Source organism: Halorubrum sp. Ea8, assembly GCF_002252925.1.
GTDB lineage: Archaea > Halobacteriota > Halobacteria > Halobacteriales > Haloferacaceae > Halorubrum.
On sequence record NZ_NHPF01000100.1, the window covers coordinates 1 to 26471 of the forward strand.

The window sequence follows — 26471 nt, forward strand, 5'->3', positions numbered from 1 at the left end:
CTTAAGTTAACACGACCGGGTCGGCGCCTCGTCGACCGCCGCCCGATCCCGCCGATCAGCGCGGGTACTGCCGCCCGAGGTCGAGGCCACTGCTTCCATCTTCGCCGCCGCTCTCCGCATCCTCTTCGCCCTCGTCGTCGACGCCCCCCTCGCCGCCGCCCTCGTCGTCGCCGTCCTCGTCGACGCCCCCCTCGCTGCCCTCCTTGTCGCCGCCCTTCCCCTCGTCTCCCTCCTCGCCGCCCGGGCTCACGCTCCCGGTCCGGTAGCCGGCCATGTCGAGGGTGACGTAGTCGAAGCCGAGGTCGGTCAGGTGCTTGTGGACCGCGTCGGCGAACGCGGGGTCGAGCGCGCGCTCCAACTCGTCCGGCGCGATCTCGACGCGCGCCAGCCCGTCGTGGTCGCGGACGCGGAACCCCTCGAACCCCCACTCGCGGAGCACTCGCTCGGCCTTCTCCACCCGAGTGAGACGCTCCTCCGTCACCTCCAGCCCGGTCGGGATCCGCGAGGAGAGACACGCCATCGACGGCTTGTCGGCGACCGACAGACCGTACGCGTCCGCGATCGCCCGCACCTCCGCCTTCGAAATCCCGGCGTCCAACAGCGGCGAGAACACGTCCAGCTCCTCGACCGCCCGCAGGCCGGGGCGATGCCCCTCGCCGGGGTCGTCGGCGTTGGTCCCGTCGCAGACGGTGCCGATGCCCAGCTCCTTGGCCGCATCGTACATTCGGCCGAGCCGCATGGTGCGGCAGTGGTAACACCGGTCGCCGTCGTTGGCGACGAAGTTCGGGTCGTCGAGCTCTGAGAAGGTGACCGTCTCGTGGCGGATCCCGATCTCGCCCGCGACTCGATTCGCGTCGTCGAGCTCCGCGGCGGGCAGGGTCTCGCTCCGCGCCGTGCAGGCGACCGCGTCGTCGCCGAGGGCGTCGCGCGCGAGCGCGGCGACGACCGCGGAGTCGACGCCGCCCGAGAAGGCGACGAGGACCCCGTCGCGCTCGGCGAGGGCGTCGCGGGCGGCCGCCGCCTTCGCCGCCGTCTCCGGGTCGAGCGCGTCCCCGTCGGCGGCGAGGGTGTGATGGCTCATGGCCCCGCGTTCGCGGGCGGCGGGAAAAAGCGCGTCGGCCGCGGCGCGGAGACGGGATCGCGACCCCCCATCCTTTTGCGCGTCGCCGCGATAGCGGCGAGTAGATGGATCTGGAGGCGATCCCCGGCGTCGGGGCGAAGACGGCGGACGCGCTGCGCGACCTCGACGATCCCGCCGGGACCGTCGAGTCGGGAGACGTCGCCGCGATCGCCCGCGCGCCCGGCGTCAACGAGGCCCGCGCGGCCCGGATCGCCCGCGGCGCGATCCGCCGGCGACACGGCGACGACGGCCGCGTGCTGGCGACCGACCGCGCCCGCGAGGTGTACCGAGAGGCGATCGACCTGCTGCGCGAGCGCACCGTCACCGACTACGCCGCCAAGCGGCTGGAGACCTTTTATCCGAGCGCATCCGCCTCGCGGATCGAGGAGGCGCAGTCGTTCGTCGAGGCGGCGATCGAGCGCGATCCCGTCCCCGCGGTCCGCGAGGCGCTCGCCGGCGTCGAGCCCCTCGCCGACCCGCCGACGGTCCGGGTGCGAGACCGCTGTCTCGCGACCGCCGACGCCGAGACGCTCGCCCGCGCGGAGTCCGCCGCCCCGGAGCTGTCGGTCGAGACCGTCGAGAACGCCCGCGACGTCTCCGAGCTCGCCCGGTCGTACGCGACCGTGATCGTCCTCGACGAGGAGTTCGCGGGGCTCGACGTCGAGGGCGACGTCCACGTTCGCCCGAACGCGCTCGATGAGCCCGCCGAGACCGTGCCTGAGCGCCTGCTCTCCTTCTTCGCCGCGAACCGCGAGCGGCTGGAGGCGGCCGCGGCGGTCCACGAGGCGGCCGCGACCGCGGGCGACCCCGTCTCTGACGGCGATCCCGCCGCGGACCCAGACCGTCTCCGCGACGCCCTCGCCCGGCTCGACGACGACGGAACCGTCGTGGGCGACGAGGAGCTGACCCGACTGACAGCCGCCGTCGACGACCTCGACGCCGCGGTGTCGACCGCGGAGTCGGTCGCCGACGACCGCCTCCGAGAGGCGATCCGCGAGCGAGACGTGACGATCGAGGGGACCGACTTCCTCTCCCTCGTCGAGCAGGGCGCCCGCGTCGACTCCCTGCTTGACCGCGAGCTCGCCGACGAGTACGACGAGGCGATGGCCCGCGCCCGCGAGCACCTCGCCGACGCGCTCCGTCTGGCGCCCGAGGAGGCGGAGCTCGCAGACCGCGTCTTCGGCGGCGACCCCTCGTTTCCGGTCGACCACGACGAAACGGCCGTCTCCCGGCTCAAGAACGAATTGACCGCCGCGCGCGACCGGCGCGCGGCCCGGCTGAAGGCCGAGCTGGCGAGCGACCTCGGCGAGCTCCGCGAGCCCGTCGAGGACCTCGTCCGGGACGCCCTCGAACTCGACGTGGAGCTCGCGATCGCGCGGTTCGCCGCCGACTTCGACTGCGTCCTGCCCGAGGTGGTCGGTCCCGAGTCGTCCGACTCGGGCTTCCGGATCGAGGGCGGTCGCTCCCCCCTCCTCGACGTCGACTTCGCCGACGCCGAGCCGGTCGACTACGCGGTGTCTGGCGCGACGCTGCTCTCTGGCGTCAACTCCGGCGGGAAGACGTCCACGCTGGACCTCGTGGCCCTCGTCGTCGTGCTCGCCCAGATGGGGATGCCCGTCCCCGCCGCGTCGGTGAGGGTCGAGCGCTTCGAGGAGATCCACTACTACGCGAAGTCGCAGGGCACCCTCGACGCGGGCGCGTTCGAGGCGACTCTCCGCGACTTCGGCGACCTCGTCGAGGGCGCCGACGGTCGGCTCGTCCTCGTCGACGAACTGGAGTCGATCACCGAGCCCGGCGCCTCCGCGAAGATCATCGCGGGCATCCTGGAGGCGCTCGACGGGCAGAACGCGACCGCCGTCTTCGTCTCCCACCTCGCCCGCGAGATCCGCGACGCGGCCGACTTCGACGTCGCCGTCGACGGGATCGAGGCCGAGGGGCTCGTCGACGGCGAACTGCGGGTGAACCGCTCCCCGCGGAAAGGACACCTCGCGCGGTCGACCCCGGAGCTCATCGTCGAGAAGCTCGCCGGCGACCGCGACACCGAGTTCTACGGGGACTTACTGGAGAAGTTCTGACCAGGGAGCGGTCGTCCTCAGTCGTCGCCCAGCTCCGCCGTGACCGTGATCTCGACGTCGAGCGGCGAGGGGAGCCGGGACACCTCGACGCAGGTCCGCGCCGGGTACGGCTCCGAGAGGAACGACCGGTACGCCTCGTTCACCGCGTCGTAGTCGTCCATGTCGGTGAGGTAGGCGGTCGCCGACACGATGCGGTCCGGCGTCGTCCCGGCCGCCTCCAGTATCGCGGCGACGTTTTCGAGCGTCTGCGTCGTCTGTTCGGCGACCGATTCGGGCGCCTCGCCCGTGTCGGGGTCCACGCCCGTCTTCCCCGAGACGTGGACCGTGTCGCCGGAGACGATCCCCTGCGAGTACGGGCCGAGGGCCTCCGGCACGTCGTCTGTCGTTATCTCTCGCATCGGTCGGAGCGACGGCGTGCCGAGGTATCAAGATGCGGGTCGCTCACAGGTCGGATCGCCCGATGACCGGTATCGCCGGCGCCGGCCGACGACCCGCGACCGACTCGGCGGGACCGTTCAGAGCCAGACGAGGCGCCACTCGTCGCCGGCGGTCGCGACGAGCCACTCCAACTCGGTGCCGTTCGCGCTCCGGTCGCCGTCGAGGGTCACCGCAACGACGGCGTTCTCCGCGGCGATCGCCTCGACGGCCTCGTCGTCCACCCAGGCGTTGAAGAAGTCGGAGACGCCCCTGATTCGCTCGGCGCCGACGTCCCTCGAGACGACCTCGGCGTCGGCGAGGTCCTGTCGCCGAGCCCCGTCGAAGAAGCCCGGAACGTCCGCCGCCACGTCGGACAGCGGTGAGACGGGGTGGGAGAGCTCGTCGACGTCGTCCGCGAACGCCTCGGCGCTCTCGGCCGCCTCGGCCCGACGGTAGAACTCCCTGACGACCGCCGCCGGCCCCTCGGGTTCGCCGGGCCACACGAGCCGCCACTCGTCGTCGTCGGTCGCGACCAGCCACCGGAGCTCGAACTCGCCGCCGTCGACCCCGTCGTCCGCGACGATCGCCGAGACGACGGCGTTCTCCGCCGCGATCGATTCGACCTCCGTATCGTCGAGCGACGCGGCGAGGAAGTCGGAGATCGACCGGATCCGGTCGGCCGAGACGTCCTCCGCGACGACCGCCGCGTCCGCGAGCTCCTGGCGGAGAGTGGCGTCGAACGCCATCGGCACGTCCTCGGCGAGACGCGAGAGCGGAGACGCGCCGTGCGCGAGGTCGCGGACGTCGTCCGCGAAGGCCTCGGTGTCTCCGGCCGCGCTCGCCCGCCGGTAGTACTCCTCGACGACCGTCGTGGGGCCGTCGGCGTCGACGCCGCCGGCGATGGAGGTGCGTCCGGCCGCGAGCGCGAGGACCGCTACGCCGCCCGCAGAGAGGAACGAACGTCGTTCCATACCGGGACACCACGGATAGTTGAAACAAAACGATTTTCCCAATTTCGCCCGGAATCTCACCGCAGAGACGCCCGCGCGCCCTTCGGCGCTCCGACGCTCAGTCGTCGTCCGCGGCCGCGGGCTTCCGACGGTCGTCGCGCGGCCCGGCGATGTCGACGTCGGGGAGCAGGTCCCGGAGGTACCGCCCCGTGTGAGAGTCGTCCTCGCGGGCCACGGCCTCCGGGGTCCCGCTGGCGACGAGTTCGCCGCCGCCCTCGCCGCCCTCGGGCCCGAGGTCGACGATGCGGTCGGCGTTCTTCACCAAGTCGAGCTCGTGCTCGATGACGACCACGGTGTTGCCGCCGTCGACGAGGCGGTGGAGCACGTCGATCAGCTTGCGCTCGTCTTCCTTGTGGAGCCCCGTCGTCGGCTCGTCGAGGAGGTAGAGGGTGTCCCCCGTCGCCTTCTTGCCGAGCTCCTCGGCGAGCTTCACGCGTTGGGCCTCCCCGCCCGAGAGCGTGGTGGAGGGCTGACCGAGCTCCATGTAGCCGAGCCCGACGTCTTTCAGCAGTTTCAGGCGGCGCTGGAGCCCCTGGTGGCTCTCGAAGAAGTCGTACGCCTCCTCGACGCTCATGTCGAGCACGTCGGAGATGGTCGCGCCCTTATACGTGACGTCGAGCGTCTCGTCGTTGTAGCGCGCCCCCCCGCACTGCTCGCAGGGGACGTACACGTCCGAGAGGAAGTTCATCTCGATCTTCACGGTCCCCTGGCCGCCGCACTCCTCGCAGCGCCCGCCCTTCACGTTGAACGAGAAGCGACCCTTCTCGTAGCCGCGGCGCTTGGAGAGCTTCGTCTCCGCGAACAGCTCGCGGACGTAGTCGAACACGTCGGTGTACGTCGCGGGGTTCGAGCGCGGCGTCCGCCCGATGGGCGACTGGTCGATGAGCCGCACCGTCTCGACGTTCTCGATCCCCTCGATCGCGTCGTGCTCGCCGGGGTCGACCGAAGTGTTGTCGTTCATCTCGCGGGCGAGCCCCTTATAAAGGACGTCGTGGACCAGCGTCGACTTCCCGGAGCCGGAGACGCCCGTGACGGTCGTCAGCGTGCCCAGCGGGATCGATACGTCGAGGTCCGTGAGGTTGTGCTGGCGGGCGCCCCGCACGGTCAGTTCGCCGTCCGGCTCGCGGCGCTCCTCGGGCACCGGGATCTCTTCTCGGCCCGCGAGGTAGTCGGCGGTGACCGACTCGTCGGCCGCGACGATGTCGTCGAAGTCGCCCTGCGCGACCACCTCGCCGCCGCGCTTACCGGGGCCGGGCCCCATGTCGATGATCTCGTCCGCGCGGCGCATCGTCTCCTCGTCGTGCTCGACGACGACGAGGGTGTTCCCGAGGTCGCGGAGCCCGGTGAGCGTGTCGAGCAGACGGTCGTTGTCGCGCTGGTGGAGCCCGATCGACGGCTCGTCGAGGACGTACAGCACCCCGACGAGCCCGGAGCCGACCTGCGTCGCGAGCCGGATGCGCTGGCTCTCGCCGCCGGAGAGCGTCGACGCCTCGCGGTCGAGCGTGAGGTACTCCAAGCCGACTTCCTCCATGAAGCCGAGCCGCGCGCGGATCTCTTTTAAGATCTCCTCGGCGATCGTCGTGTCGCGCTCGCCGAGCCGGTCTTCCATCCCCTCGAAGTGCGCCCGGGCGTCGGCGATCGACATTTGGTTCACTTCGGTGATCGGCGTGCCGTCGACGAGCACGTGGCGCGACTGCTCTTTCAGACGGGTGCCCTCGCACTCCGGGCACGTCGTCACGGCCATGAACTCCTCGATGTGGTCGCGGGCGCGCTCGGAGTCGGTCTCGACGTGGCGTCGCTCTAAGTTCGGGATGACGCCCTCGAACCGCTCGGTCTTCTCGCGGGTGCCGTTCTTCGTTCTCCACTCGAAGTGGACGAGGCCGTCGGTGCCGTAGAGGAACTGCCGCCGGATCCCCTCGTCGAGCGCCTCGAAGGGCGTCTCCAGCGAGACGCCGAAGTGGTCGGCGACGTTGTCGAGCTGGCGGGAGTAGTAGGTGCGGTCGTAGCTCCACGGCTCGAAGACGTGTTTGAGGGGTTTCGAGGGGTCCTCGACCACGAGGTCCTCGTCGACCTCCTTCGTGGAGCCGATCCCCTCGCACTCGGGACAGGCACCGTACGGGCTGTTAAAGGAGAACGAGCGCGTCTCGATCTCGGAGAACTGGAAGTCGGAGTTGGGGTTGCCGAGCTCCTCGGAGAACTCGACGACCAGTCGGTCGTCGCCGTCGGCGTCCTCGGCGAGCGACCCGGTCGAGCGCGTGTTGGAGGCGAAGGGGACGTCCGCCGGCGGCTCCGGGACGATCAGCTTGAGCGCGCCGCCGGCCTCCTCCAAGGCGGTCTCCACGGAGTCGGTGATCCGCGAGCGAGCGTCTGGCGAGACGGTCACGCGGTCGACGATCACGTCGATGGTGTGGTCGTAGTTCTGGTCGAGCTCGGGGTCGTCGAGCGTCAGGTCGACGGGCTCGCCGTCGACCTCGACGCGGGCGTACCCGTCAGAGACCAGCTCTTCGAACAGCTCCTCGAAGGCGCCCTTCTGGTCGCGGACGACCGGCGCGGCGATCTTCGCGCGGGTCCCCTCGGGCAGTTCGAGGATCTGGCTCACCATATCCTGCGCGGACTGCTCGCCGACCTCCTCGCCGGTGACGGGGTCGTACTGGGTCCCGATCCGGGCGTACAGCAGTCGGAGGTAGTCGTGCAGCTCGGTGACGGTTCCCACGGTCGAGCGGGGGTTGTTCGCGGCGTTCTTCTGGTCGATGGAGATCGCGGGCGAGAGCCCCTCGACGGCCTCCACCTGCGGCTTGTCCATCTGCCCGAGGAAGTTACGGGCGTACGCCGACAGCGACTCGATGTACCGGCGCTGTCCCTCGGCGTACACCGTGTCGAACGCGAGCGACGACTTCCCCGACCCGGAGAGCCCGGTGACGACGGTGAACTCCTCGCGCGGGATCCGGACGTCGAGGTCCTTGAGGTTGTGTTCCTCGGCGCCGCGGACCTCGATGTAGTCCTTACTCATTTCGTCCGCTCATAGCGTGCGCGCGCGGGAATACTCGTCGGTCGCGGCGGCGCCTCGCTCGGTCTCGCGGGCCGCGGTACCCGCGCTCGGTCGGCCTCGACGGCCGCGCTCAGCTACCCTTGACGCCCGCGCCCAGCTACCCGACGCCCGCGCTCAGCTACCCCCGACGCCAGCGCCGGTCAGGGCTCGATGACCCGCGAGGGCGGCGAGAGGTTCCGGCGCCCGCCGAACGTGACGAGGAACAGCAGGCCGACGCCGACCCCGTACGCCGCCATCAGCGGGAGCGTCGCGAGGATCATCGTGATCACGTCCGCGGGGGTGAACACCGCCGCGAACAGCATGATCCCGACGGTGACCTCGCGCCAGCGGCTCCGGAAGACGCGGTAGGGGACGCCGGCGTTGTTCAGCAGGATCATGGCGATGGGGATGTCGGCGAGGAAGCCGATCCCGATCGTCGTGTAGACGACGAGCCAGAGGAAGTCGCTCACCTGGTAGGTTATCACCATGTCCGCGAGCCGCGCGTCGGTCACGAGCCAGCCGATGAGCCCCGGCGCGATGTAGGCATACCCGAGCGCGAAGCCGCCGAGGAGCCCGCCGAGCAGGGCGCCCGCCCAGAGGTACACCTTCCAGATCCGTCCGGCGACGAAGCCGCGCTCGCGGAGGGACGGCCACGCGTAGTAGAGCGCGACCGGGAACACCGCCACGATCCCGAGCAGGATCGAGAACTTCACCATGAATATCAGCGCCTCGACGGGGTGGAGCGTGATGATGTTGATCCCGCCCTCGACCTCGGCCGGGACGCGCCGTTCGAGGTCGTTGCGCACCGTCTCGAGCCCGCCGAGGTACAGCCACGTGAACGCCGCCGCCATCACCGAACCGAAGACGGCGACGAGCCGGAACGACCGCGAGCGTAGCGAGTCGAAGATGAACTTGAGGTCGGTGTAGTACCCCCCGATGTCGTCTTCGGCCTCCTCCTCCTCGCCGTCGGTGAGCTCGGAGAGGAACGTCGAACTCGCGCGCGAGGTCCGGTCCTGCATCGTCCCCATCAGCCCGCCTTGGTCGCCGCCGCCCGCGCCGCCGGTCCCGCCCGACCCGGTCGCGTCGGCGTCGCCGCTCTCGTCGCCGTCGGCGCTCTCGTCTCCGCCGTCGCCGTCCCCGTTCACCTCGTCGAAGCGGTCGAGGATCGCCTGCGCCTTCGTCGGGTCGTCGTCGTCGATGGCGGCCTGCGCGAGCGCGAGCGACTCCTCTTCGTCCATCTCCGCGAAGGCGGCGGCGGGCGCGGCCCGGACGCCCGCGGCGTCGAGTTCGCCCACGTCGATCGCGGCCGGATCGCCGTACTGGTACCCCGCGCTCGTCGTGTCGAGGTCGGCGTAGACGGCCCACAGCGTCGCGACGGCGACGAACACCAGCGCCCAGACGGCGGCGTAGATCCCCGCGGCGGTCGCGGTGTCGACGCCGAGGCCGGCGCCCGGTTCGAGGAACCGCCAGTCGCTGTTGACCAGCCGGAGGAGGTCGTTGACCGCGGTCCGACCGCCGTACTCGTAGAAGGCGTACACGAGCCCGCCGCCGAGGACGGCCGCGCCGCCGACGACGTTCCAGTGGTTCCGGGCCGCGCCGAGCACGTCGATGCGGTCGGAGCTCCGCTGGGCCGTCACGACGAGCTTCGCGAGGTAGAGGCTGAAGCCGTAGAGGGCGATCAGCGGGAACGCCCACATCAGCTGCGTGAACGGGTCCGGCGGCGAGAACACCGCGCCGAAGACGAAGATGGCGACGACCGCGTAGCGCCACTTGTCGCGGAACGTCTCGTACTGGACGATCCCCGAGTACGAGAGCCCGGTGATCAGGAGCGGCATCTGACCGGCGAGGCCGAACGACAGCGAGAGGAAGACGATGAACTCCGTCCACATGACGATGGAGTACGTCGGCTGGATCCCCGCCTCCAGCCCGAAGCCGGCCAGGAAGGAGAACATGATCGGGAAGAACGCGTACACCCCGTAGCCGACGCCGACGCTGAACAGGCCGCCGCCGAGGAGGCCGATCCCCGCGAGCTTCCAGCGCGGGATCGGCGACTGCGGCCACGCGCCGCGGGCGCGGAGCTCGTCGCGGGAGACGTAGATCAGCGGCGGGATCGCGACGATAGCGCCGACGATCAGTCCGATCTTCGCCTGGAGGAGGATCACCTCGAACGGGGTGGTCGCGATGACGTCGGCCTCGGCGGCGACCGCGGGCGACATGTTCGACTTGGTGACGGTGTACAGGAACTCCCAGATGTACGTGCGGAGCGCCCAGAACGTCGCGAGGAAACCCAGCAGGAAGACGACGAACACCTTCTGAAGGTCCTTCTGGATCGACCGCAGGAACGCCTTCGCCGACTCGCGTCCCTCCGCGAGCGACTGCTGGGTATCCTCGTCGAGGGCACTCGCCATACGAAAGGGGATGTCCGTCCCCGTTATCAACCTTTTCGACCCGCCCCGCGCGCCGCGAGCCGCGGGGTCGCGCTCGGCTCCATCCGAAAAGGCCTATAGTCGCCCGGTCGCGTAGGTGAAGTGAATGGACGACTCGGACCGGTCGCGCGACGAGCCATCGGCCCCCGAGGACGGCTCGGTCGACGACGCCACCAGCGACGGCGGCACCGACACGGGCGGAGACGAGCCGGACTCCGTCGGGACGGACTCCGTCGAGCCCGAGGTGTCCCCGGAAGTCACGACCGAAGTCGACGGGGACTCGGACACGGACGAGGCCGGCGACGCGGCCGAGGACGCCGATGCGACCGACGACGAAGACGGGAGCGGGACCGACGGCGCTGACGACGCCACCGGTGAGACGGGCGAGCGAGACGAGAGCGAGGACCCCGACGATCCGTCCTTCGTCCCCGACGACGACGCCGCGACCGCGGAGAGCCTCGGCGACGGCGGGACGCCGGCGACGGCCGAGGACGCGGCCGCGGCCGGTGCGGTCGAGGACGCCACGATCGTGGACGACGGCGCCGACGACTCCTTCGAGGGGTTAGAGGCGCCGGAGTCGGACGAGGAGATGCCGCTGGCGGCCCACATCGAGGAGATGATGCGGCGGCTCGCCGTCGTCTTCCTCTTCGGCGGGCTCGCGACGCTCGTCGTGGTGACGGAGTCGACGGAGCTCATCAACTACTTCTGGAGCTACCACATTCCCGCGCCGCTGGAGAACCGCCCGCGGCTGTACGGCCCCCTCGAACTCCCGCTCACGCGGCTGAAGGTCGCCGGGCTCGCGGGCGTCGTCGTCGGGCTCCCGGCGTTCGTCTACCAGACCTACCGGTTCATGAAGCCCGGCCTCTACGAGAACGAGCGGCGCTACTACCTCGCGGCGGTCCCGACGAGCCTCATTCTCGGCGGGATCGGCATCGCGTTCGCGCACTTCCTCGTGTTGCCCGCCATCTTCTCGTATTTCACCACCTACACCTCCGACGCCGCGACGATCGCGTTCGGGCTCGCGGAGACGTTCAACCTCATCGTCATCATGCTCGCGTTCATGGCGATCGTCTTCCAGATCCCGCTGTTCATCATGCTCGCGATCATGATGAACCTCGTCACCCGGCAGTGGCTGGAGGCGAAGCGCCTGCTGTTCTGGGGGGCGTTCCTCGGGATCGCGTTCCTGTTCAGCCCCGACCCGACCGGGATGGCGCCGATCATCGTGACGCTCACGATGATCGCCCTGTACGAGGGGACGCTCGCGATACTGCGCTGGACCGGGAACTAGATCGCGGTTCGAATTTCTGGCCTCGTTAGTACCCCCATACGGTGGATCGGTTTCGGTACTGAATCCCTAGTGTCGGTCGAACGCGAACACGGTGCGCGCGTGTCAGACGGAATCACTCGCAAGTTCGATCAGGCAAATAAGTCCGAAGATAAGTCCCGGACGTCGCCTATCTCTGGACGCGGTCGCTCCTCGTCGGTATCGCCTTGGAGGCGCCAAACGACACGGTCGACGTGCTCTCCGATGGCTGATTCGCGATCGACGAAGGGGGAGAGGCTGGGATACGTCGGTGAGCTCCCGTCGCTTACGGAGCCGTGACCGGTGGGGCCCGATGCCCCTTGAGATCCGGTTCAGTCGGTTTGCCGCCGCCCCGTGCGGCTCGATCTCACAGGCTCTGTGGCGGGTTCTGTGCCGGCTTGTCCATGTAGATCATCCCGATGACGTTGTGCTGTTTGGTGTTACCGCGCCGCTGTTCGGCGCTGATCTTGGCACCGCCGGGCGCCGGGTCGTACCAGTTCTGGTCCTCGACGTCGACGCGGATGACGACGTCGTTAGCGCCGGGGTGATTCGGGTCGTAGATATTGATATACGTCTTGCCGCCCGACTCCGTGTAGTCGTACGCGAGCACCTGGTGGTTGTCCCAGAGTTGGCCGTCACCCGCGCGGACGTACACGAGTCCGACCACGACGGGCCGGCCGGTGTCGAGCGCGTCCTTCACCCGGCGGAACTCCGAGACGGACTTGGCGCGTGTGAACGTCGACGGGAGGTAGAACTTGAGGAACTTCGCGAGGTCGTTCCATCCGCTGGCGTGGTCGAACGTATCGAGCTGGCGCTCCCAGAGGTAGTTGAACAGCCGACCGGACTGGGGCGTCCTTACTCCCTCCGGAATCGCCCGGTCGTGCATGAAGAAGTCCTTGGCGGCCAGAGCCATTCCGCCGCACAGCCCGTACTCTCGGTCGATGTTCTCGATCTGGTTGTCGATGTTCGCCGGCAGATCCGGGATGTTCGGCATCTCGTTGAACGAGTTGCCGAATTCGAAGCCGTGACAGCTCGGCCGGAACTCGTCGATCGGGCGGCGATTGCCGAGCACGAGCTGCGGCGCGACTAAGTAGCCGATCGTCTCGTCGTTGTGGGCGCCGTCGCGGTTCTCCTCCTCTTGAACCCGGACATCGGCGCCGCGCCTGTTCACATTGCGATTTCGCGTGACGATTTCGTGCCATCCGTTGTACGTCTGGCAGTGACTGACGAGGACCGGGTTGCACTCGAACGTCTCGGCGTACGAGTAGTCGTTGTTGTCCTCGTCGTCGTCGAACTCGTGGTCCGCGACCGTGGTGCCGGCCTCGATCGGGAGCTCGCCCTCGAGCTCGTGGACGCCTTCCTCGAGTACGACGTACCCGATCTCCTCTCGATCGTGGCTGCCGTCGAGGTAGTTCCACTCCTCGATCTTGACGTCGAACGAGCCCGAGTCGACGTTCCGTATGCGGGTGTGCGACGGGTTCTCCCCGTTGTACGTCATGAGTTGCGCGAACGCGACCGGGTTCGCGTAACTGCCATCGAGAGACACGGTGTGCCACGTCTCACGATCGGGTTGGTCTGTCGCGAGTACGCCGGCCTCGCCGATGAGCGTGTCGGCGTCGTCGTGGATCCGCCCACTGGCTGTCGCGAAGATCGCGACGTCCTCGATCGTGTGAGCCATGTCGTCGTCAGCGGACTGCTCCTCCTCGAGGAACAGCTCGAACCCGCTGGAGCCGACGTTGCGCATCCGAACCCCCACAGGATTACCGCCGTTGAACGTCTCGACCGATGCGAGCGCAACCGGGTCGGTCGACGGCACGCCGGCTAGGCTGCTGTCGACCCATTCCTCGGTCGCCTCCACGAGCCCCGTCGTGACGGGGGGCGTGCTCCGCGGTGCGGCGACGTATCCTATCGTCTCGGTTTTGTGTTCGTCGTCACGACCCTGTTCTTCCTGCACGCGGATCTCCGCGCCGCTCGCCGACACGTTCCGGTGTCGCGTGACGATCTCGTTCGTCCCGTTATACGTCTGCGATCGCGACACCAAGACCGGGCTGTGTCCGACCGGGCCGCCGAAGCCGACGTTCGTCCAGCCGTCGTCGCCCCGTGTCGTCCCGACCTCGACGGTCTCACCGCCGGCGAGGTCGTGGACGCCTTCCTCGATCACGACGTACCCGATCTCCTCTTCGTCGTGTCGCCCGTCGAGGTAATCCCACTCCTCGATCTGGAACTCGAACCGGTTCGCGGAGACGTTTCGGATGCGGCCGTGACACGGGTTCGAACCGTTGTGGCTCATCACCTGCACGAACGCGACCGGGTTCGCGTAGCTCCCCTCGAGATCGACCGCATGCCACTCTCCGCGCCCCGGCTGGTCGGTTCTGAGCACGCCCGCTTCGCCGATCCGGGCGCCGGCGTCGTCGTACAGCGGTCCGGTCCCGGTCCTGAGGTAGCCGATCGCCTCCTCGTTGTGGTTCATCTCGTCGTCCTTCGAGGCCTCCTCCTCGATGAACAGCTCCATCCCGCCGCGGTGGACGTTTCGCAGCCGAACGTCGGCGGTGTCGGTCCCGTTGTACGTGTCGATCGACGCGAGCACGACGGGGTCGGACGGTCTGGACCCGGAGAAACGGACACCCGCTCTCTCGTGCGTGGTAGCGACGTGCTCGGCGGGCATCGCCGAGCGGAGCTGCGGCATCGCGAGGTAGCCGACCGTCTCGCTCACGTGGGCGCCGCCGCGTGCCTCCTCCTCCTGCAGCCGGACCGCCGCACCGGACCCGGAGACGCGGCGATTCCGCGTGACGACCTCATGAGCTCCGTTCCGGGTCTGACACCGCGTAATGAGTACCGGGTCTGTTCCGAGGTCCTCGCCGAAGAGGGCGTCCGACCAGGCATCCGTCTCGGACCTCGTCCCGACCACGAGCGGGACGCCGCCGTCGAGCTGGTGGGTCCCCCACTCCAGCACGACGTACCCAATCCGCTCGGTGGTGTGCTGGCCGTCGAGGTAATTCCACTCCTCAATCTGGAACTCGAACTCGGAACCGTAGCCGCCGCTGACCGATCGGAGCCGGACGTGACACGGGTCCGAGCCGTTGTAGCTCATCACCTGCGCGAACGCGACCGGGCTCGTGAATTCCCGTTCTAGGCTAACGGTGTGCCACTCGCCCTCGTCGGTCTGGTCGGTCGTGACGACTCCGGCCTCGCCGATGGTCGTCCCCGATTGGTCAGTAATCGGGCCGGCCTCGGTCGCGAAGAAGCCGATCTCTTCGACGTTGTGTCTGATCTCGTCGTCCGCCGACCGCTCCTCCTCGACGAACAGCTCCATCGTCTCGGACTCGGCGTTCCGCATGCGGACGTCGGCGGTGTTGTGGCCGGCGTACGTGTCGATCGACGCGAGCACGACCCGGTCGGATGCTGCCGACGGTAGCTCGAGTTCGCCCCATTCGTGCGAAGCTGCCACTCGCCCTGATAGCTGTTCTACCATGTTAACAAACGACACTGTCGCACATTATATAATTATTTGACACTTCATCAGATAATTCATGTGATAAGAACCTCAATTGTTCACCTATCCGTCTTAAGCTAATCGGAGCGTTCAGAGAACGCCCGCTGTTAGAAACGTGCTAACCGGTGGATACCCGGCTTTCACCCGATTCGGTGATAGAGGAGCGTTTGGTAAATCGCTTAACGAATTTTCGGCTGCACAGACCGGCTCTGGCAACCGGGTTCGACCAGCGCAATGGCGAGAAACCAGTGGCTGATCTCTTGGTTTGACCGCCAGCAATCTCATTCGTTGCGCCTCGTCCTCGCCGCTGTCTCCTTGAGTCTCACCCGACTGCACCGCCCCGTACCTCACGCCCCCCTACCCCGCGGCTCACTACGTTCGCCGCCTCCCTCGTGCGTGCTGCTCGCGGCCGTGGGGCGCTCGCAGGCACGCGCCACCGCACATCACTTATCAATAGTCCCGTGCCACGCTCGGCTTCCGCTCCTCCTCACTCCCCGCCGAGCAGTTCGACGAGCAGCGCGTTCTGCGCGTGCATCCGGTTCTCCGCCTGGTCCCAGACGAGGGCGCGGTCTGACTCCAGCACGTCGTCGGTGACCTCCTCGCCGCGGTGCGCGGGCAGGCAGTGCATCACCTTCGCGTCGGTGCCCGCCAGCAGGTCCGCGTTCAGCTGGAACCCGTCGAAGGCGGCGAGCTTCTCCTCGCGCAGGTCCTCCTGCCCCATCGAGATCCACACGTCGGTGTAGACGACGTCGGCGCCGTCGATCGCGGCCTCGGGGTCCGTGGTCGGCTCCACGTCCGCGCCGAACTCGGCGGCGCGGTCGAAGACGTCGGGGTCCATCCCGTAGTCGGCTGGGGTGGCGACGGAGACGTCGACGCCGGCCATCGCGGCGCCGACGACGAACGACTGCCCGACGTTGTTGCCGTCGCCGACCCACGCGACGGTGGCGTCCTCTCCGACCGTCTCGCGGATGGTGAGCAGGTCGGCGAGCGTCTGGCAGGGGTGCGCCTCGTCGGTGAGCCCGTTGATCACGGGGCAGTCGGCGTACTCGGCGAGCGTCTCGACGTCCCCGTGGTCGAACAGCCGGGCCATCACGCCGTCGACGTACCGGCCGAGCACGCGCGCGGTGTCCTTCAGCGGCTCACCGTGGCCGAGCTGGATGTCGTCCGGCCCGAGGAACATCGCGTGGCCGCCGAGCCGGGTCATCCCCGTCTCGAAGGAGACCCGCGTGCGCGTCGAGGGCTTCTCGAAGATCATCCCGAGCGTCGCGTCGCCCAGTCGGGGGTCGGTCTCGCCCGCCTTCATCGCGGCGGCGCGGTCGAGCAGGGCGTCCAGTTCGGCGGGCGTCACGTCGTCGATGTCGAGGAAGTCGTCGGTGGCGAGTGGCATCGTGTGGTGTGTGGTGCGTGTGGTCCGTGGTGTCGTTCGAAAACGGTCGCGTGTCGGTGCTCGCGAGGCGTCGGGTTACAGTCGCTTCCGACAGACGTCGGTCAGGACGGTCACGGCGCGGTCCAGCTCGGAGAGCGGGAGCCGCTCGTCCGGCGCGTGGTCCAGGTCCGAGTTCCCGGGGCCGTAGGTGACCATCGGGCAGTCCCACGCCGCCGCGAAGAGGTTCATGTCGCTCGTCCCGGTCTTCCGGAGCAGGCGCACGTCGCCGCCGGCGCCCCGGATCGCGACGCGGAACGCCCGCGCCAGGCCGGTCCGCGGGCTCTCCATCACGGGCGGCATCGGGTCGCCCCAGTGGACCGACCCGGTCGACAGCTCCGCCTCCGCGAGCTCGTGGATCTCGTCGACCGGTCGGGAGGGCGGCACCCGCAGTTGGACGTCCATCGTCGTCTCCACCGCGAGCCCGTCGTCGCTCAGCCCGCCGTCGATCGAGATGGGCTTGGTCGTCACCTGATCGAACACCGCGGTCTCCGGGTCCTCGGGGGTGAACGCCTCCTCGACGCCGTGCCACCAGTCGATCGCGTGCTGGATCGCGTTCGGCTCCGGCCGCGAGGAGTGGCCCGACTCGCTCGTGTTCACGTACGTCCCCTCGAGCAGGCCGCGGTAGCCGAGTGTGATCCCGGCCCAGCCGGAGGGCTCGCCGTTGATCACCGCCTCCGGCGCGTCGCGGTCGTCGATGAGGTGTCTCGCGCCGCCGGAGTCGACCTCCTCGCGGACGACGCCCACGAACGAGACGCCCGTCTTCACCGCCGCGACCGCCATCGAGACCAGCGGTCCCGTCGCGTCGACCGCCCCGCGACCCCACAGCACGGGCTCGCCGGGCTTGCCGACGCGGACGTCGGACGGTTCGGGCAGTTCGCCTTCGGGGGGCGCCGCCCGCACCTCGACCGGGATGTCGCCCGGGACCGTGTCGACGTGCGAGGTCAGGAGGACGGCGTCGTCGGCGGGCGCCCGGACGTTCCCGCCGTCGTCGACCCACGCGTCCCGACCGTTCGCCTCGAAGAAGTCGACGAGCCGCTCCGCGGCCCGCTCCTCTTCGCCCGAGGGCGAGGGGATCGACACCATGTCGTACAGCAGCTTCCGGGCCGGCGTGTCGCAGGCGGCGGGGTAGCCCCCGCCGGCGACGACGTCGGTCCCGGCCGCGGACGACTCGGCCGCCGCGTCCTCGGCGTCCGACTCCGCGCCGCTCTCGCGTCCCTTCCCGGTCGCCATCACCCGATCACCTCCGCGAGGGCGTCGACGACCGCGTCGGCGTGCTCGCGCTCGATCGTCAGCGGCGGGAGCAGGCGCAACACGGTCCGGCCCGCCGGCAGCGCGAGGATCTGGTGGTCGATCGCGAGGTCGCGAAGCAGGCGGTTCGAGCCGCGCTTCACCTCGATGCCGATCATCAGGCCGTCGCCGCGCACGTCGCGGACCTCGTCGCCGAGGCGCTCCTCGACCTGCCCGCGGAGGTACGCGCCGACCTCGGCGGCGTGGTCCGGGAGCCCCTCGCGCTCGATGACGTCGAGCGTGGCGCCTGCCGCCGCCGACACCACGGGCCCGCCCGAGAACGTCGAGCCGTGGTTCCCGGCGTCCTCGGCGATCCAGTCGCGGCACAGCGTCGCGCCGATCGGGAGCCCGCTGCCGAGCCCCTTCGCGGTCGTGAGGACGTCCGGGACGACGTCGTGCTTATCGGCCGCCCATAGCGACCCCGTGCGGCCGAGCCCGGTCTGGATCTCGTCGAGGATCATCGCCGCGCCCGACGTCGCCGTCGCGACGCGGACCGCCTGCAGGTACTCGGTGTCGGCGGGGTTGATCCCGCCTTCGCCCTGGAGGGGTTCCAGGATCACCGCGGCGGTCTCGTCGTCGACGGCCTCGCGCATCGCCTCGGCGTCGCCGTACTCGACGAACTCGACGCCGCCCGCGAGCGGCTCGAACCCGTTCTTATACTTCTGTTTCCAGGTGGTCGCGAGCGCGCCCATCGTCCGACCGTGGAACCCCTGGGTCGTCGCGACGATCTTCTCGCGGCCCGTCGCGTGCCGGGCGAACTTCAGCGCGGCCTCGTTGGCCTCCGTGCCGGAGTTACAGAGCCAGACGTTGTCGACGTCGACCGGCCCAGTCTCGGCGAGCCGCTCGTACAGCGCCGTCCGCGCCGCGTGCGGGTACGACGCCTGCACGTACATGAGCTCTTCCAGCTGGCTCGTCGCGGCGTCGACGACCTCGGGGTGGCAGTGACCGACCGGCGTGCAGGCGTAGCTCGCCCCGAAGTCGAGGTACTCGGTGCCGTTGGTGTCCGTGACGTACACCTCGTCGCCCGAGGCGATCTCGATCGGCTTCTCCGAGAAGACGAAGCCGCTCACGCGGTCTCACCTCCGCTCTCGGCCTGATCTGCGACCGCCGACCGCTCGATCGCCGTCCCCTCGCCGCCGAGCGCGGCGACGATCGGGTCGTTGACGTTGGCGTCGGCGACGACGACGCGCCCGGCGCCGCCGGAGAGCGCCTCCGTCGCGGCCATCACCTTCTTGCCCATGAACCCCTCGGCGGCGTCCTCGACCGCCGCCAGCTCGTCGGGCGTCGACGCCGACTCGATCAGCGTGTCGGGGTCGTCGGGGTCAGCGTACACGCCCGCCACGTCCGTCAGCAGGACGAGGTCGGCGCCGAGCGCGCCGGCGACCGCGGCGGCCGCCCGGTCGGCGTCGGCGTTGACCGGCGTGACGCCGCCGTCGCTCTCTCTCCCCTCCATCGGGGGCGAGACGACGGGAGTGTAGCCGTCGCTGAGCAGTCCCGAGAGGAGACCGGCGTTCACCGACTCGATCCGCCCGGAGTGCTCGCCGCGGCGGATCTTCTTCTTCCCGTCCTCGACCACGCGGACCGCCGACTTGCGGGGCCCCGAGAGGAGCCCGCCGTCGACGCCCGAGAGGCCGACCGCGTCGACGCCGGCCTCGCGGAACCGGGCGGTCAGCTCCGTGTTGAGCTTCCCGGCCATCGCCATCGTGAACGCCTCCATCGCGTCCGCGTCGGTGAACCGGCCCGTGACGCCGGAGGCGGACTCGACGTACTCCGGCTCCATGCCGAGCCGCTCGATCGTCTCGTCGACGACCGTGGAGCCGCCGTGGACGACGACGATCCGCCGCCCGTCGGCGGCGAGGCGGGCGACGTCGCCGACCGCGCCGGCCGGGTCGACCGCCTTCGCGCCGCCGATCTTGACGACGACGGGGGGCTCGTCGGCGGGGTCGCCCCCGCCGTCGGCGACCGCGACCGTCGCGTCGCGCCCGCCACTCATGGCGATCCCACCGGGTGGAGTCCCCCGAACTCGAGACCGGCGGTCTCCGGCAGTCCGAGCGCGACGTTCGCCGCGTGGACCGCCTGGCCCGCCGACCCCTTGGTCATGTTGTCGATCGCCGAGAAGACGACGACGCGCCGGTTGCCGGGGTCGAGCTCGAAGCCGACTTCGCCGTGGTTCGTGCCCGCGACCGACTTCGGCTCTGGGTAACGGTAGACGCCGCCCCCGCCGGAGACGATCCGCATGAACGGCTCGTCGGCGTACGCGCCGCGGTACGCCGTCCACAGGTCCCCCTTCGAGACCGGCTCGTCGGGGAAGACGTGGCAGGTCGCGCTCGCGCCGCGCACCATGTCGACCGCGTGGACGGTGAAGGAGACGTCGAGTCCGAGGTACGCCTCGATCTCCGCCTCGTGGCGGTGTCCGGTCGGGGCGTACGGGCGGACCACGCCGGAGCGCTCCGGGTGCGAGGAGGCCGCGCCGCCGCCGGCGCCGCCCTCCGAGGAGCCGACCTTCACGTCGACGACGACCTCGCCCGCGTCCGGGCCGAGCGCGCCGGCGTCCACGAGCGGCTTCAGCCCGAGGATCGTCGCCGTCGCGTTGCAGCCCCCGCCGGCGATCAGGTCGGCGCCGGGGAGGTTCTCGCGGTTGATCTCGGGGAGCGCGTACTCCGCGCGCTCCAGGTACTCCGGCGACTCGTGGCCGTCGTACCACTCGTCGTAGGCGTCGGCCTCGGGCAGCCGGAAGTCGGCCGAGAGGTCGACGACGGTGTCGGCGACCTCGAAGTACTCGTCGATCCGCCCCATCGAGACGCCGTGCGGCGTCGCCGAGAAGAGCACGTCGACGGACTCCAAGTTGTCCGGGTCGGAGAAACGCAGGTCGAGCCCGCGCAGGTTCGGATGCGACCGGCCGACGGTCATGTTGTCCGCCGACCGCGACGTGGCCTGCACCACGTCGAACGCGGGGTGGCCGGCGAGGAGCCGCAGCAGCTCGCCGCCGGTGAACCCGGTGCCGCCGACGACGCTCGCGGTGTACGTCTCGTCGGGCGTCGCGTCGTCCGCGGCGGTCGCTCCGGACTCCGCCGTCATGCGGTCGCCTCCGTGGCGTCGTCGTCCGCGGCGTCGCCGTCGGCGGCCGCGGCGGCCTTCGCCTCCAGCCAGTCGACGACTTCCGCGGGGACGTCGACGTCGGTGGCCGCGTCGAGCGCCTTGAACTCGACGGTGTGGTTCACCTCGTGGACGGTGTACTCGCCGGAGTCGGTCCCGCCGACCTCCATCAGGTCGACACCGAGCATCCCGCCGCCGACCGCCTCGCTCGCGCGCTCGACCAGCTCCAGCGCGCGGTCGTCGAGGTCGAACGACGCCGTCTCGCCGCCCTTCGCGGCGTTCGTGAGCCAGTGGTCAGACGACCGAGTCATCGCGGCTATCGGCTCGCCGTCGACCGCCAGCACGCGGATGTCGCGGCCGGGCTTGTCGACGAACTCCTGCACGTAGAACACCTTGTGCTCGTAGTGGCCGAGCGTCTCCTTGTGCTCTAAGATCGCCTCGGCCGCGTCCCGGGTGTCGATCTTCGCCATCAGCCGGCCCCACGAGCCGACGACGGGCTTGAGCACGCAGGGGTAGCCGAACGACTCGATCGCCTCCAGCGCGGCCTCCTTCGTGAACGCGACCTCGGTCGCCGGGGTCGGGACGTCCGCCTCGGCGAGCGCGAGCGAGTTCTTCGCCTTGTCGGCGCAGACGTCGCCCGTCTCCGGGCCGTTCACGACCGGGACGCCGTAGCTGTCGAGGAACCGCGCCGCGTACAGCGAGCGGCTCGTCGACAGGCAGCGGTCGACGACCAGATCGAGGCCGTCGACGTTCGCGGTCGTCGACTCCAGGCCGAACCGCTCCTTGCGTACGTCGATCTTCTCGACGTCGTGGTCCCGGTCGCGGAGCTCGTTGAGCAGGAGCTTCTCGTCCTTCCGGATCCGGGAGTAGAGGATCCCTACGCGCATGTCGACCACTCGGGAGTCGCGGTCGCGGCGATCGTCGCCATCTACTCGCCCCAGTCCTCCTCGAGTTCGGGGGCCTCCTCTAACACGACGGGGTCCAGCGAGATGACCTCCAGCTCGGTCCCGGTGACCGGGCTGTCGATGATCTCGCCGACCTCGACGTCGGCCGGAAGCTCGATCTCCTCGCCCGTGATCGGGTCCTCTGCCAGCAGCGTGTCGGTGTCGGTCGTCATCGTGGCAGACACTCGACTGCGAACGGTGATAAAGGCTTCGAACTTATTGGATAGTTTACATAAAATGGATCGGCCGCTAACGGAAGCAGTTCGGCGAAATCGGGCCGTATCGAGATCGGATGTCAGATCTCGGTAGTAAATGTGTTCCCCTTACGGGGACGGTCGTCGACGTCGGTCGGGGGGGCGCCGACCGAGGCGACGAACGCCGAGCGGTCGTCGCGGCTCAGACATAGCGATCGACCTCCGCGCCCAGCGCCTCGCTCGCGGCGGCGAGCGCGTCGCGCTCCGCCGCCAGCGCGTCGCGGTCCGCCTCGATCCCGGACTCGACGACGGCGAGTTCCTCGGCGACCGCCTCGGGGGCCGGTCCCCCGGCGGAGTCGCGGCTCGCCACGCTGGCCGCGGGGTCGAGCGCCGACTCCAACTCCTCGCGGCTCACGTACGCCGAGAGGGGCTCACCGGTCACGTTTCGAGTGGCCTCGTCAACTTTTGCGGCCGCCGCGTCTGGCGAGTCGTCGTCACCCACCGTCTCCGCGGCCGTCGCGACTATCTCGTGGGCCGTCCGGAACGGCAGCCCGCTCATCGCGAGCAGGTCGGCGACCCCCGTCGCCGTCGAGAAGCCGTCGCCCGCGGCGCCCGCGAGCGCCGCCGCGTCCCAGTCGGCCGTCGCGACCGCGCCCGCCGCGACCTCGGTCGCCTCCCGCACGTCGTCGGCGATCTCGAACACGCCCGCGTGGGCGCGCTGGAGATCGCGGTTGTACGCGCGCGGGAGCCCCTTGAGCAGGCTCAGCGTCCCCGTCGCCTCTCCGATCGCGTCGCCGGCGACGCCGCGGGTCAGCTCCAGCGTGTCGGGGTTCTTCTTCTGCGGCATGATCGACGACGTGGACGAATACGCGTCCGACAGCTCCACGAACCCCTTGTTCGAGAAGAGGATGAGGTCCTCGGCGAGCCCCGACAGCGTCGTCGCGAGCGTCGCGCACGCGGTCGCCCCCTCCGCGAGGAAGTCGCGCGCCGACGCCGCGTCGGTCGAGTTCCGGACCGTCCCGTCGAACCCGAGCAGTTCCGCGGTGCGGTCGCGGTCGACGTCGAACGGTGTGCCCGTGAACGCCGCCGCGCCGAGCGGCGACCGGTTGACCCGGTCGTACGCGTCGAGCAGGCGCTCGGTGTCGCGCGCGACCCCGCCCTCGTACGACAGCAGGTAGTGCGCGACCGTCGTCGGCTGGGCCGGCTGGAGGTGCGTGTAGCCGGGCATCACGGTCTCGGCGTGCTCGCTCGCCACCTCGACGAGCGCCTCGCGGAGCGCGACCGTGGCCTCGGCGGCCGCGAGCAGGTCCTCACGGAGCCGGTACCGGATGCAGGTCGCCACCTCGTCGTTGCGCGAGCGGGCGGTGTGCATCCGCCCGCCGTCCGGCCCGACGCGGTCGATGACGGCCGTCTCGATCGCCTCGTGAACGTCCTCGCCGTCCGGGAGGTCGCCGTGACCGGCGGCCTCCACGTCGTCGAGCGCGCCGAGGATCTCGCCGGCGACCGCGTCGTCGACGATCGCCCGCTCGGCGAGCATCACCGTGTGCGCGCGGTCGACCGCGAGGTCCGCCTCGAAGATGGCCGCGTCGGCCGCGAGGCTCGACAGGAACTCGCGGGCGGGGCCGCCGCTGAAGCGGTCGCGCCGGACGGCGGTGCCGGGATCGTCGTCGGTCATCTATTCGGACTCGTCGTCGGTTCCGCTCCCGTCCGTCGCCAGTTCGGGCTTCGAGACCGCTTTCTTCACGTCGTTTGCGAGGCGCTCCTGGAGCCCGTGGTACTTCGCGACGCCCGTGGCGTCGGCCTGCGCGATGCCGGCGACGTCCTCGGTGTTGAACGAGGCCATCTCCTCGGAGTAGACGGCGTACTCGGAGTCGCGGGCGACGACGCGGCAGTTCCCGCCCGACACCTTCACCGTGGCCGTGCCGGTCACCACGTCCTGCGTCTCGTCGACGAAGGCGTTCAGGGCGTCGACGACGGGCGCGAACACGAGGCCCTGGTACGCCTTCTCGGACCACTCCTGCTCGATCCCCTTCTTGAACGAGCGCTCGTTCTTCGTGAGCACGAGGTCCTCCAGCGCCTGGTGGGCCGTCAGCAGGACGGTCGCGGCCGGGTGCTCGTAGTTCTCGCGCACCTTCAGCCCGAGCATGCGGTCCTCCATCACGTCGGTGCGGCCGATGCCGTAGCCGCCGGCGTACTCGTTGAGGTGCTGGATGAGCGGCACCGGGTCCATCGCCTCGCCGTCGACGGCGACGGGGACGCCCTCCTCGAACGTCACCTCGATGGTGGTCTCGCCCTCCGGCTCGGCGGTCCACTCGTAGATGTCCTCCGGCGGCTCGTAGTCCGGGTCCTCCAGCTTGCCGCCCTCGACCGCGCGCGACCAGATGTTCTCGTCGATGGACCAGACGCCGCCGTCGCCGGCCTCGACGGGCAGGTCCTTCTCGGCCGCGTAGTCGATCTCCCACTCGCGGGTGAGCCCGAGCTCGCGGACGGGCGCGATGACCTCCAGATCCGAGCCGCGCCAGACGGCCTCGAACCGGAGCTGGTCGTTCCCCTTCCCCGTGCAGCCGTGCGCGATGGCGTCACAGCCCTGATCCTCGGCGACGCCCAGGATCGCCTCGGCGATGACGGGGCGCGCGAGGGCAGTCCCGAGCGGGTAGCCCTGGTACGTCGCGTTCGTCTTCACCGCGTCGAAACACAGGTCCGCGAACTCCGCTTTCGCGTCGACGACGTGGAGGTCGAGCCCCAGCGCCTCGGCGGTCTCCTCGGCCTCGTCGAACTCCTCGGTCGGCTGCCCGACGTCGACGTTGACGCCGATGACCTCGTCGTAGCCGTACTCCTCTTTCAACAGCGGCACGCAGACTGTGGTGTCGAGTCCCCCACTGAACGCGAGTGCAACGGTTGCCATTACAGGAGTACACTGGGTTCACACTCTTAAATTCACCGCTTTAGATGTAGTAAGAAAAAAGCAGCGGCGACGCTATCGGCGGACACAGCTGTCACTCTACGGGACGAAACGGCGCGAACGCGACGAGGGATGAAGATTACTGGCCCGAGGGGGCCCGTCGTCGCGCCGCGCCGGAAGCCGGTCGCGGCGGTCGGACGCCTCGTCGCGGTCGCGGGGCTCGTCGGCCTCGGAAGAGGGCGGCGTCGAGACGAGCCTCCGCGGTCATCACCAGTACCTAGTTTCGTTCCGAGATAAAAACGTTCCGCACCGGCGGCCCGATCGCAAGCCTTGCCGCCCGCGGCGAGGTCCGGCCGCGTCGGTCGACGAGCGGACCGACCGCGCCTACAAGGCCTCCCGATACGCCTCCAGCGTCCGCTCGACGTCCTCCTCCGTGTGCGCGTAGGAGGTGAACTGGCACTCGAACTGGTTGGCGGTGAGGAACACGCCGCGCTCTTTCATCTCCTGCCAGAACACGCGCTCCCAGCGGTCGGTCGCGGCGCTGGCGACGTCGGCGCCGGTCTTCGGACAGCTGTCGTACCGGGCGCAGTCGGGGTCCTGCCGACAGCCGCCCGCACAGCAGGCGTCCGGGTCGTCCGGCGCCTCTCGGGTGAAGACCGTCTTGAACATCGAGTCGGTGCCGACGACGGTGTACTCGGGCGCGCGCTCCGCGCAGATCTCGGCGATCCCCTCCCGGAGCTTCCGGCCGAGCCGGTCGACATGCTCGTACACGTCGTTCTCGGCGGCGTACTCCAGGTTCGCCTTCCCGGCGGCCATCGTCACCGGGTGCCCGGAGAAGGTGCCGGACTGGAACACGTCGCCCGCGGGCGTGAACCCCTCGATCACGTCGGCGCGCCCGCCGATCGCGCCCACCGGGAACCCGCCGCCGATGATTTTACCGAAGGTGGTCACGTCCGGCGTGACGCCGAACTTCGACTGCGCGCAGCCGAGGCCGCCGACGCGGAACCCGGTGATCACCTCGTCGAAGATCAGCAGCGAATCGTGGCCGTCGCACAGCTCCCGGAGCGTCTCGTGGTAGCCGTCGATCGGCGCCACGATCCCCGTGTTGGCGAGGATCGGCTCGACGAGGACGGCGGCGATCTCGTCGCCGTGTTCCTCGAACACCTCCTTGGCGGCCTCCGGATCGTTGAACGGGATCGGGAGGGTGTGCCGCGCGAACTCCTCGGGGATCCCGGCCGTCGACGGGTGCGCGTCCCCCGGCGCCCCCTCGACGAGCGTCGACTCCTGCGCGCCGTGGTAGCCGCCCCGCATGACGACGATCTTGTCGCGGTCGGTGTGGCCCCGCGCGAGCCGCACCGCCGACACGGTCGCCTCCGTCCCCGAGTTGACGAACCGGATCGACTCGACGCTCGGGACGTGCCGCGCCACGAACTCGGCGTGCTCGACCTCGATCTCCGTGGGCGCGCCGTACATCGGCCCCTCCGCGACGTGCGACTGGATCGCCGCCTCGACCGGGCCGGGCAGGTCGTGGCCGTACAGGAGCGGGCCGTACCCCATCACCCAGTCGACGTACCGGTTCCCGTCGGCGTCGATCACGTGCCCGCCGTCCCCGCGCTCAACGAAGAACGGGTGCGGCATCGTCGCTCGAACGGAGGAGTTGACCCCGCCGGGCATCACCGACAGCGCGCGGTCGTACAGCCCGCGGGAGCGCTCGTGGTTCATACCGATCGGTTGGGACGGCGGGATGAAA

Annotated in this window: 18 protein-coding genes; 2 read left to right on the top strand and 16 right to left on the bottom strand. The window is 69.8% G+C overall.

The window, feature by feature from the left end:
* Window positions 1–55: 55 nt before the first annotated feature.
* Complete coding sequence (gene larE / locus DJ74_RS11000) at window positions 56–1081, bottom strand: ATP-dependent sacrificial sulfur transferase LarE (protein WP_094527277.1); 1026 nt, start codon at window positions 1079–1081, stop codon at window positions 56–58.
* A gap of 104 nt (window positions 1082–1185) precedes the next feature.
* On the opposite strand from larE, the gene DJ74_RS11005 reads away from it, so the two are divergent.
* A complete protein-coding gene (locus DJ74_RS11005) occupies window positions 1186–3195 on the top strand; it encodes a helix-hairpin-helix domain-containing protein (RefSeq protein ID WP_094527278.1) in 2010 nt (669 codons plus the stop codon).
* A gap of 17 nt (window positions 3196–3212) precedes the next feature.
* Here DJ74_RS11005 and DJ74_RS11010 read toward each other — a convergent pair whose 3' ends face one another.
* The 4 genes from DJ74_RS11010 to DJ74_RS11025 form a co-directional block, all read right to left on the bottom strand.
* A complete protein-coding gene (locus tag DJ74_RS11010; protein WP_094527279.1) occupies window positions 3213–3593 on the bottom strand; it encodes a RidA family protein in 381 nt (126 codons plus the stop codon).
* Window positions 3594–3710: 117 nt separating this feature from the next.
* On the bottom strand, window positions 3711–4583 hold the full coding sequence (locus DJ74_RS11015; protein ID WP_094527280.1) for a hypothetical protein: 873 nt from the start codon (window positions 4581–4583) through the stop codon (window positions 3711–3713).
* A 97-nt stretch (window positions 4584–4680) separates the two neighbouring features.
* Window positions 4681–7632: an excinuclease ABC subunit UvrA gene (gene uvrA, locus DJ74_RS11020; RefSeq protein ID WP_094527281.1), complete on the bottom strand. Its 2952-nt coding sequence runs from the start codon at window positions 7630–7632 to the stop codon at window positions 4681–4683.
* Window positions 7633–7811: 179 nt separating this feature from the next.
* Window positions 7812–10058 (bottom strand): twin-arginine translocase subunit TatC, encoded by a 2247-nt coding sequence (locus DJ74_RS11025; RefSeq protein ID WP_094527282.1) that lies wholly within the window; start codon window positions 10056–10058, stop codon window positions 7812–7814.
* 124 nt (window positions 10059–10182) lie between these two features.
* Between DJ74_RS11025 and DJ74_RS11030 the strand changes: the two genes are divergently transcribed.
* Window positions 10183–11364: a twin-arginine translocase subunit TatC gene (locus tag DJ74_RS11030; RefSeq protein WP_094527283.1), complete on the top strand. Its 1182-nt coding sequence runs from the start codon at window positions 10183–10185 to the stop codon at window positions 11362–11364.
* A 382-nt stretch (window positions 11365–11746) separates the two neighbouring features.
* Here the strand turns inward: DJ74_RS11030 and DJ74_RS11035 are convergent, their stop codons facing one another.
* The 11 genes from DJ74_RS11035 to DJ74_RS11085 all read right to left on the bottom strand — a co-directional run bounded on the left by DJ74_RS11035 (window position 11747) and on the right by DJ74_RS11085 (window position 26443).
* Entirely contained in the window at window positions 11747–14851 is a 3105-nt protein-coding gene (locus DJ74_RS11035; protein ID WP_094527284.1) for a hypothetical protein, read from the bottom strand.
* 508 nt (window positions 14852–15359) lie between these two features.
* The gene (gene argF / locus DJ74_RS11040) at window positions 15360–16259 is read right to left on the bottom strand and encodes an ornithine carbamoyltransferase (RefSeq protein ID WP_094527285.1); all 900 of its coding nucleotides are present in this window, start codon (window positions 16257–16259) and stop codon (window positions 15360–15362) included.
* Window positions 16260–16334: 75 nt separating this feature from the next.
* Window positions 16335–17528 (bottom strand): [LysW]-lysine hydrolase, encoded by a 1194-nt coding sequence (locus DJ74_RS11045; protein ID WP_094527286.1) that lies wholly within the window; start codon window positions 17526–17528, stop codon window positions 16335–16337.
* Entirely contained in the window at window positions 17528–18655 is a 1128-nt protein-coding gene (locus DJ74_RS11050; RefSeq protein WP_094522824.1) for an aspartate aminotransferase family protein, read from the bottom strand. The genes DJ74_RS11045 and DJ74_RS11050 overlap by 1 nt, the downstream gene beginning before the upstream one ends.
* Window positions 18652–19578 (bottom strand): acetylglutamate/acetylaminoadipate kinase, encoded by a 927-nt coding sequence (locus tag DJ74_RS11055; RefSeq protein ID WP_094527287.1) that lies wholly within the window; start codon window positions 19576–19578, stop codon window positions 18652–18654. The genes DJ74_RS11050 and DJ74_RS11055 overlap by 4 nt, the downstream gene beginning before the upstream one ends.
* Complete coding sequence (gene argC / locus DJ74_RS11060; RefSeq protein ID WP_094527288.1) at window positions 19575–20663, bottom strand: N-acetyl-gamma-glutamyl-phosphate reductase; 1089 nt, start codon at window positions 20661–20663, stop codon at window positions 19575–19577. Before argC ends, DJ74_RS11055 begins: the two co-directional genes overlap by 4 nt.
* Window positions 20660–21568, bottom strand: coding sequence for a lysine biosynthesis protein LysX (lysX, locus tag DJ74_RS11065; RefSeq protein ID WP_094527339.1), 909 nt, complete (start codon window positions 21566–21568; stop codon window positions 20660–20662). The genes argC and lysX overlap by 4 nt, the downstream gene beginning before the upstream one ends.
* A 41-nt stretch (window positions 21569–21609) precedes the next feature.
* Window positions 21610–21798, bottom strand: a complete 189-nt coding sequence (lysW, locus tag DJ74_RS11070) for a lysine biosynthesis protein LysW (protein ID WP_094522830.1) — start codon at window positions 21796–21798, stop codon at window positions 21610–21612.
* Between the two features lie 223 nt (window positions 21799–22021).
* A complete protein-coding gene (gene argH / locus DJ74_RS11075; protein ID WP_094527289.1) occupies window positions 22022–23494 on the bottom strand; it encodes an argininosuccinate lyase in 1473 nt (490 codons plus the stop codon).
* A complete protein-coding gene (locus DJ74_RS11080; protein WP_094527290.1) occupies window positions 23495–24724 on the bottom strand; it encodes an argininosuccinate synthase in 1230 nt (409 codons plus the stop codon).
* 381 nt (window positions 24725–25105) lie between these two features.
* Window positions 25106–26443 carry a glutamate-1-semialdehyde 2,1-aminomutase gene (locus DJ74_RS11085; protein WP_094527291.1) on the bottom strand — a complete coding sequence of 446 codons (1338 nt, stop codon included), beginning with the start codon at window positions 26441–26443 and terminating at the stop codon, window positions 25106–25108.
* Between the last annotated feature and the right edge of the window lie 28 nt (window positions 26444–26471).

Bases quoted from the DNA above. Each gene is read 5' to 3' on its own strand.
- larE (WP_094527277.1), bottom strand. From the start codon at position 1,081: ATGAGCCATCACACCCTCGCCGCCGACGGGGACGCGCTCGACCCGGAG.
- DJ74_RS11005 (WP_094527278.1), top strand. From the start codon at position 1,186: ATGGATCTGGAGGCGATCCCCGGCGTCGGGGCGAAGACGGCGGACGCG.
- DJ74_RS11010 (WP_094527279.1), bottom strand. From the start codon at position 3,593: ATGCGAGAGATAACGACAGACGACGTGCCGGAGGCCCTCGGCCCGTAC.
- DJ74_RS11015 (WP_094527280.1), bottom strand. From the start codon at position 4,583: ATGGAACGACGTTCGTTCCTCTCTGCGGGCGGCGTAGCGGTCCTCGCG.
- uvrA (WP_094527281.1), bottom strand. From the start codon at position 7,632: ATGAGTAAGGACTACATCGAGGTCCGCGGCGCCGAGGAACACAACCTC.
- DJ74_RS11025 (WP_094527282.1), bottom strand. From the start codon at position 10,058: ATGGCGAGTGCCCTCGACGAGGATACCCAGCAGTCGCTCGCGGAGGGA.
- DJ74_RS11030 (WP_094527283.1), top strand. From the start codon at position 10,183: ATGGACGACTCGGACCGGTCGCGCGACGAGCCATCGGCCCCCGAGGAC.
- DJ74_RS11035 (WP_094527284.1), bottom strand. From the start codon at position 14,851: ATGGTAGAACAGCTATCAGGGCGAGTGGCAGCTTCGCACGAATGGGGC.
- argF (WP_094527285.1), bottom strand. From the start codon at position 16,259: ATGCCACTCGCCACCGACGACTTCCTCGACATCGACGACGTGACGCCC.
- DJ74_RS11045 (WP_094527286.1), bottom strand. From the start codon at position 17,528: ATGGCGACCGGGAAGGGACGCGAGAGCGGCGCGGAGTCGGACGCCGAG.
- DJ74_RS11055 (WP_094527287.1), bottom strand. From the start codon at position 19,578: ATGAGTGGCGGGCGCGACGCGACGGTCGCGGTCGCCGACGGCGGGGGC.
- argC (WP_094527288.1), bottom strand. From the start codon at position 20,663: ATGACGGCGGAGTCCGGAGCGACCGCCGCGGACGACGCGACGCCCGAC.
- lysX (WP_094527339.1), bottom strand. From the start codon at position 21,568: ATGCGCGTAGGGATCCTCTACTCCCGGATCCGGAAGGACGAGAAGCTC.
- lysW (WP_094522830.1), bottom strand. From the start codon at position 21,798: ATGACGACCGACACCGACACGCTGCTGGCAGAGGACCCGATCACGGGC.
- argH (WP_094527289.1), bottom strand. From the start codon at position 23,494: ATGACCGACGACGATCCCGGCACCGCCGTCCGGCGCGACCGCTTCAGC.
- DJ74_RS11080 (WP_094527290.1), bottom strand. From the start codon at position 24,724: ATGGCAACCGTTGCACTCGCGTTCAGTGGGGGACTCGACACCACAGTC.
- DJ74_RS11085 (WP_094527291.1), bottom strand. From the start codon at position 26,443: ATGAACCACGAGCGCTCCCGCGGGCTGTACGACCGCGCGCTGTCGGTG.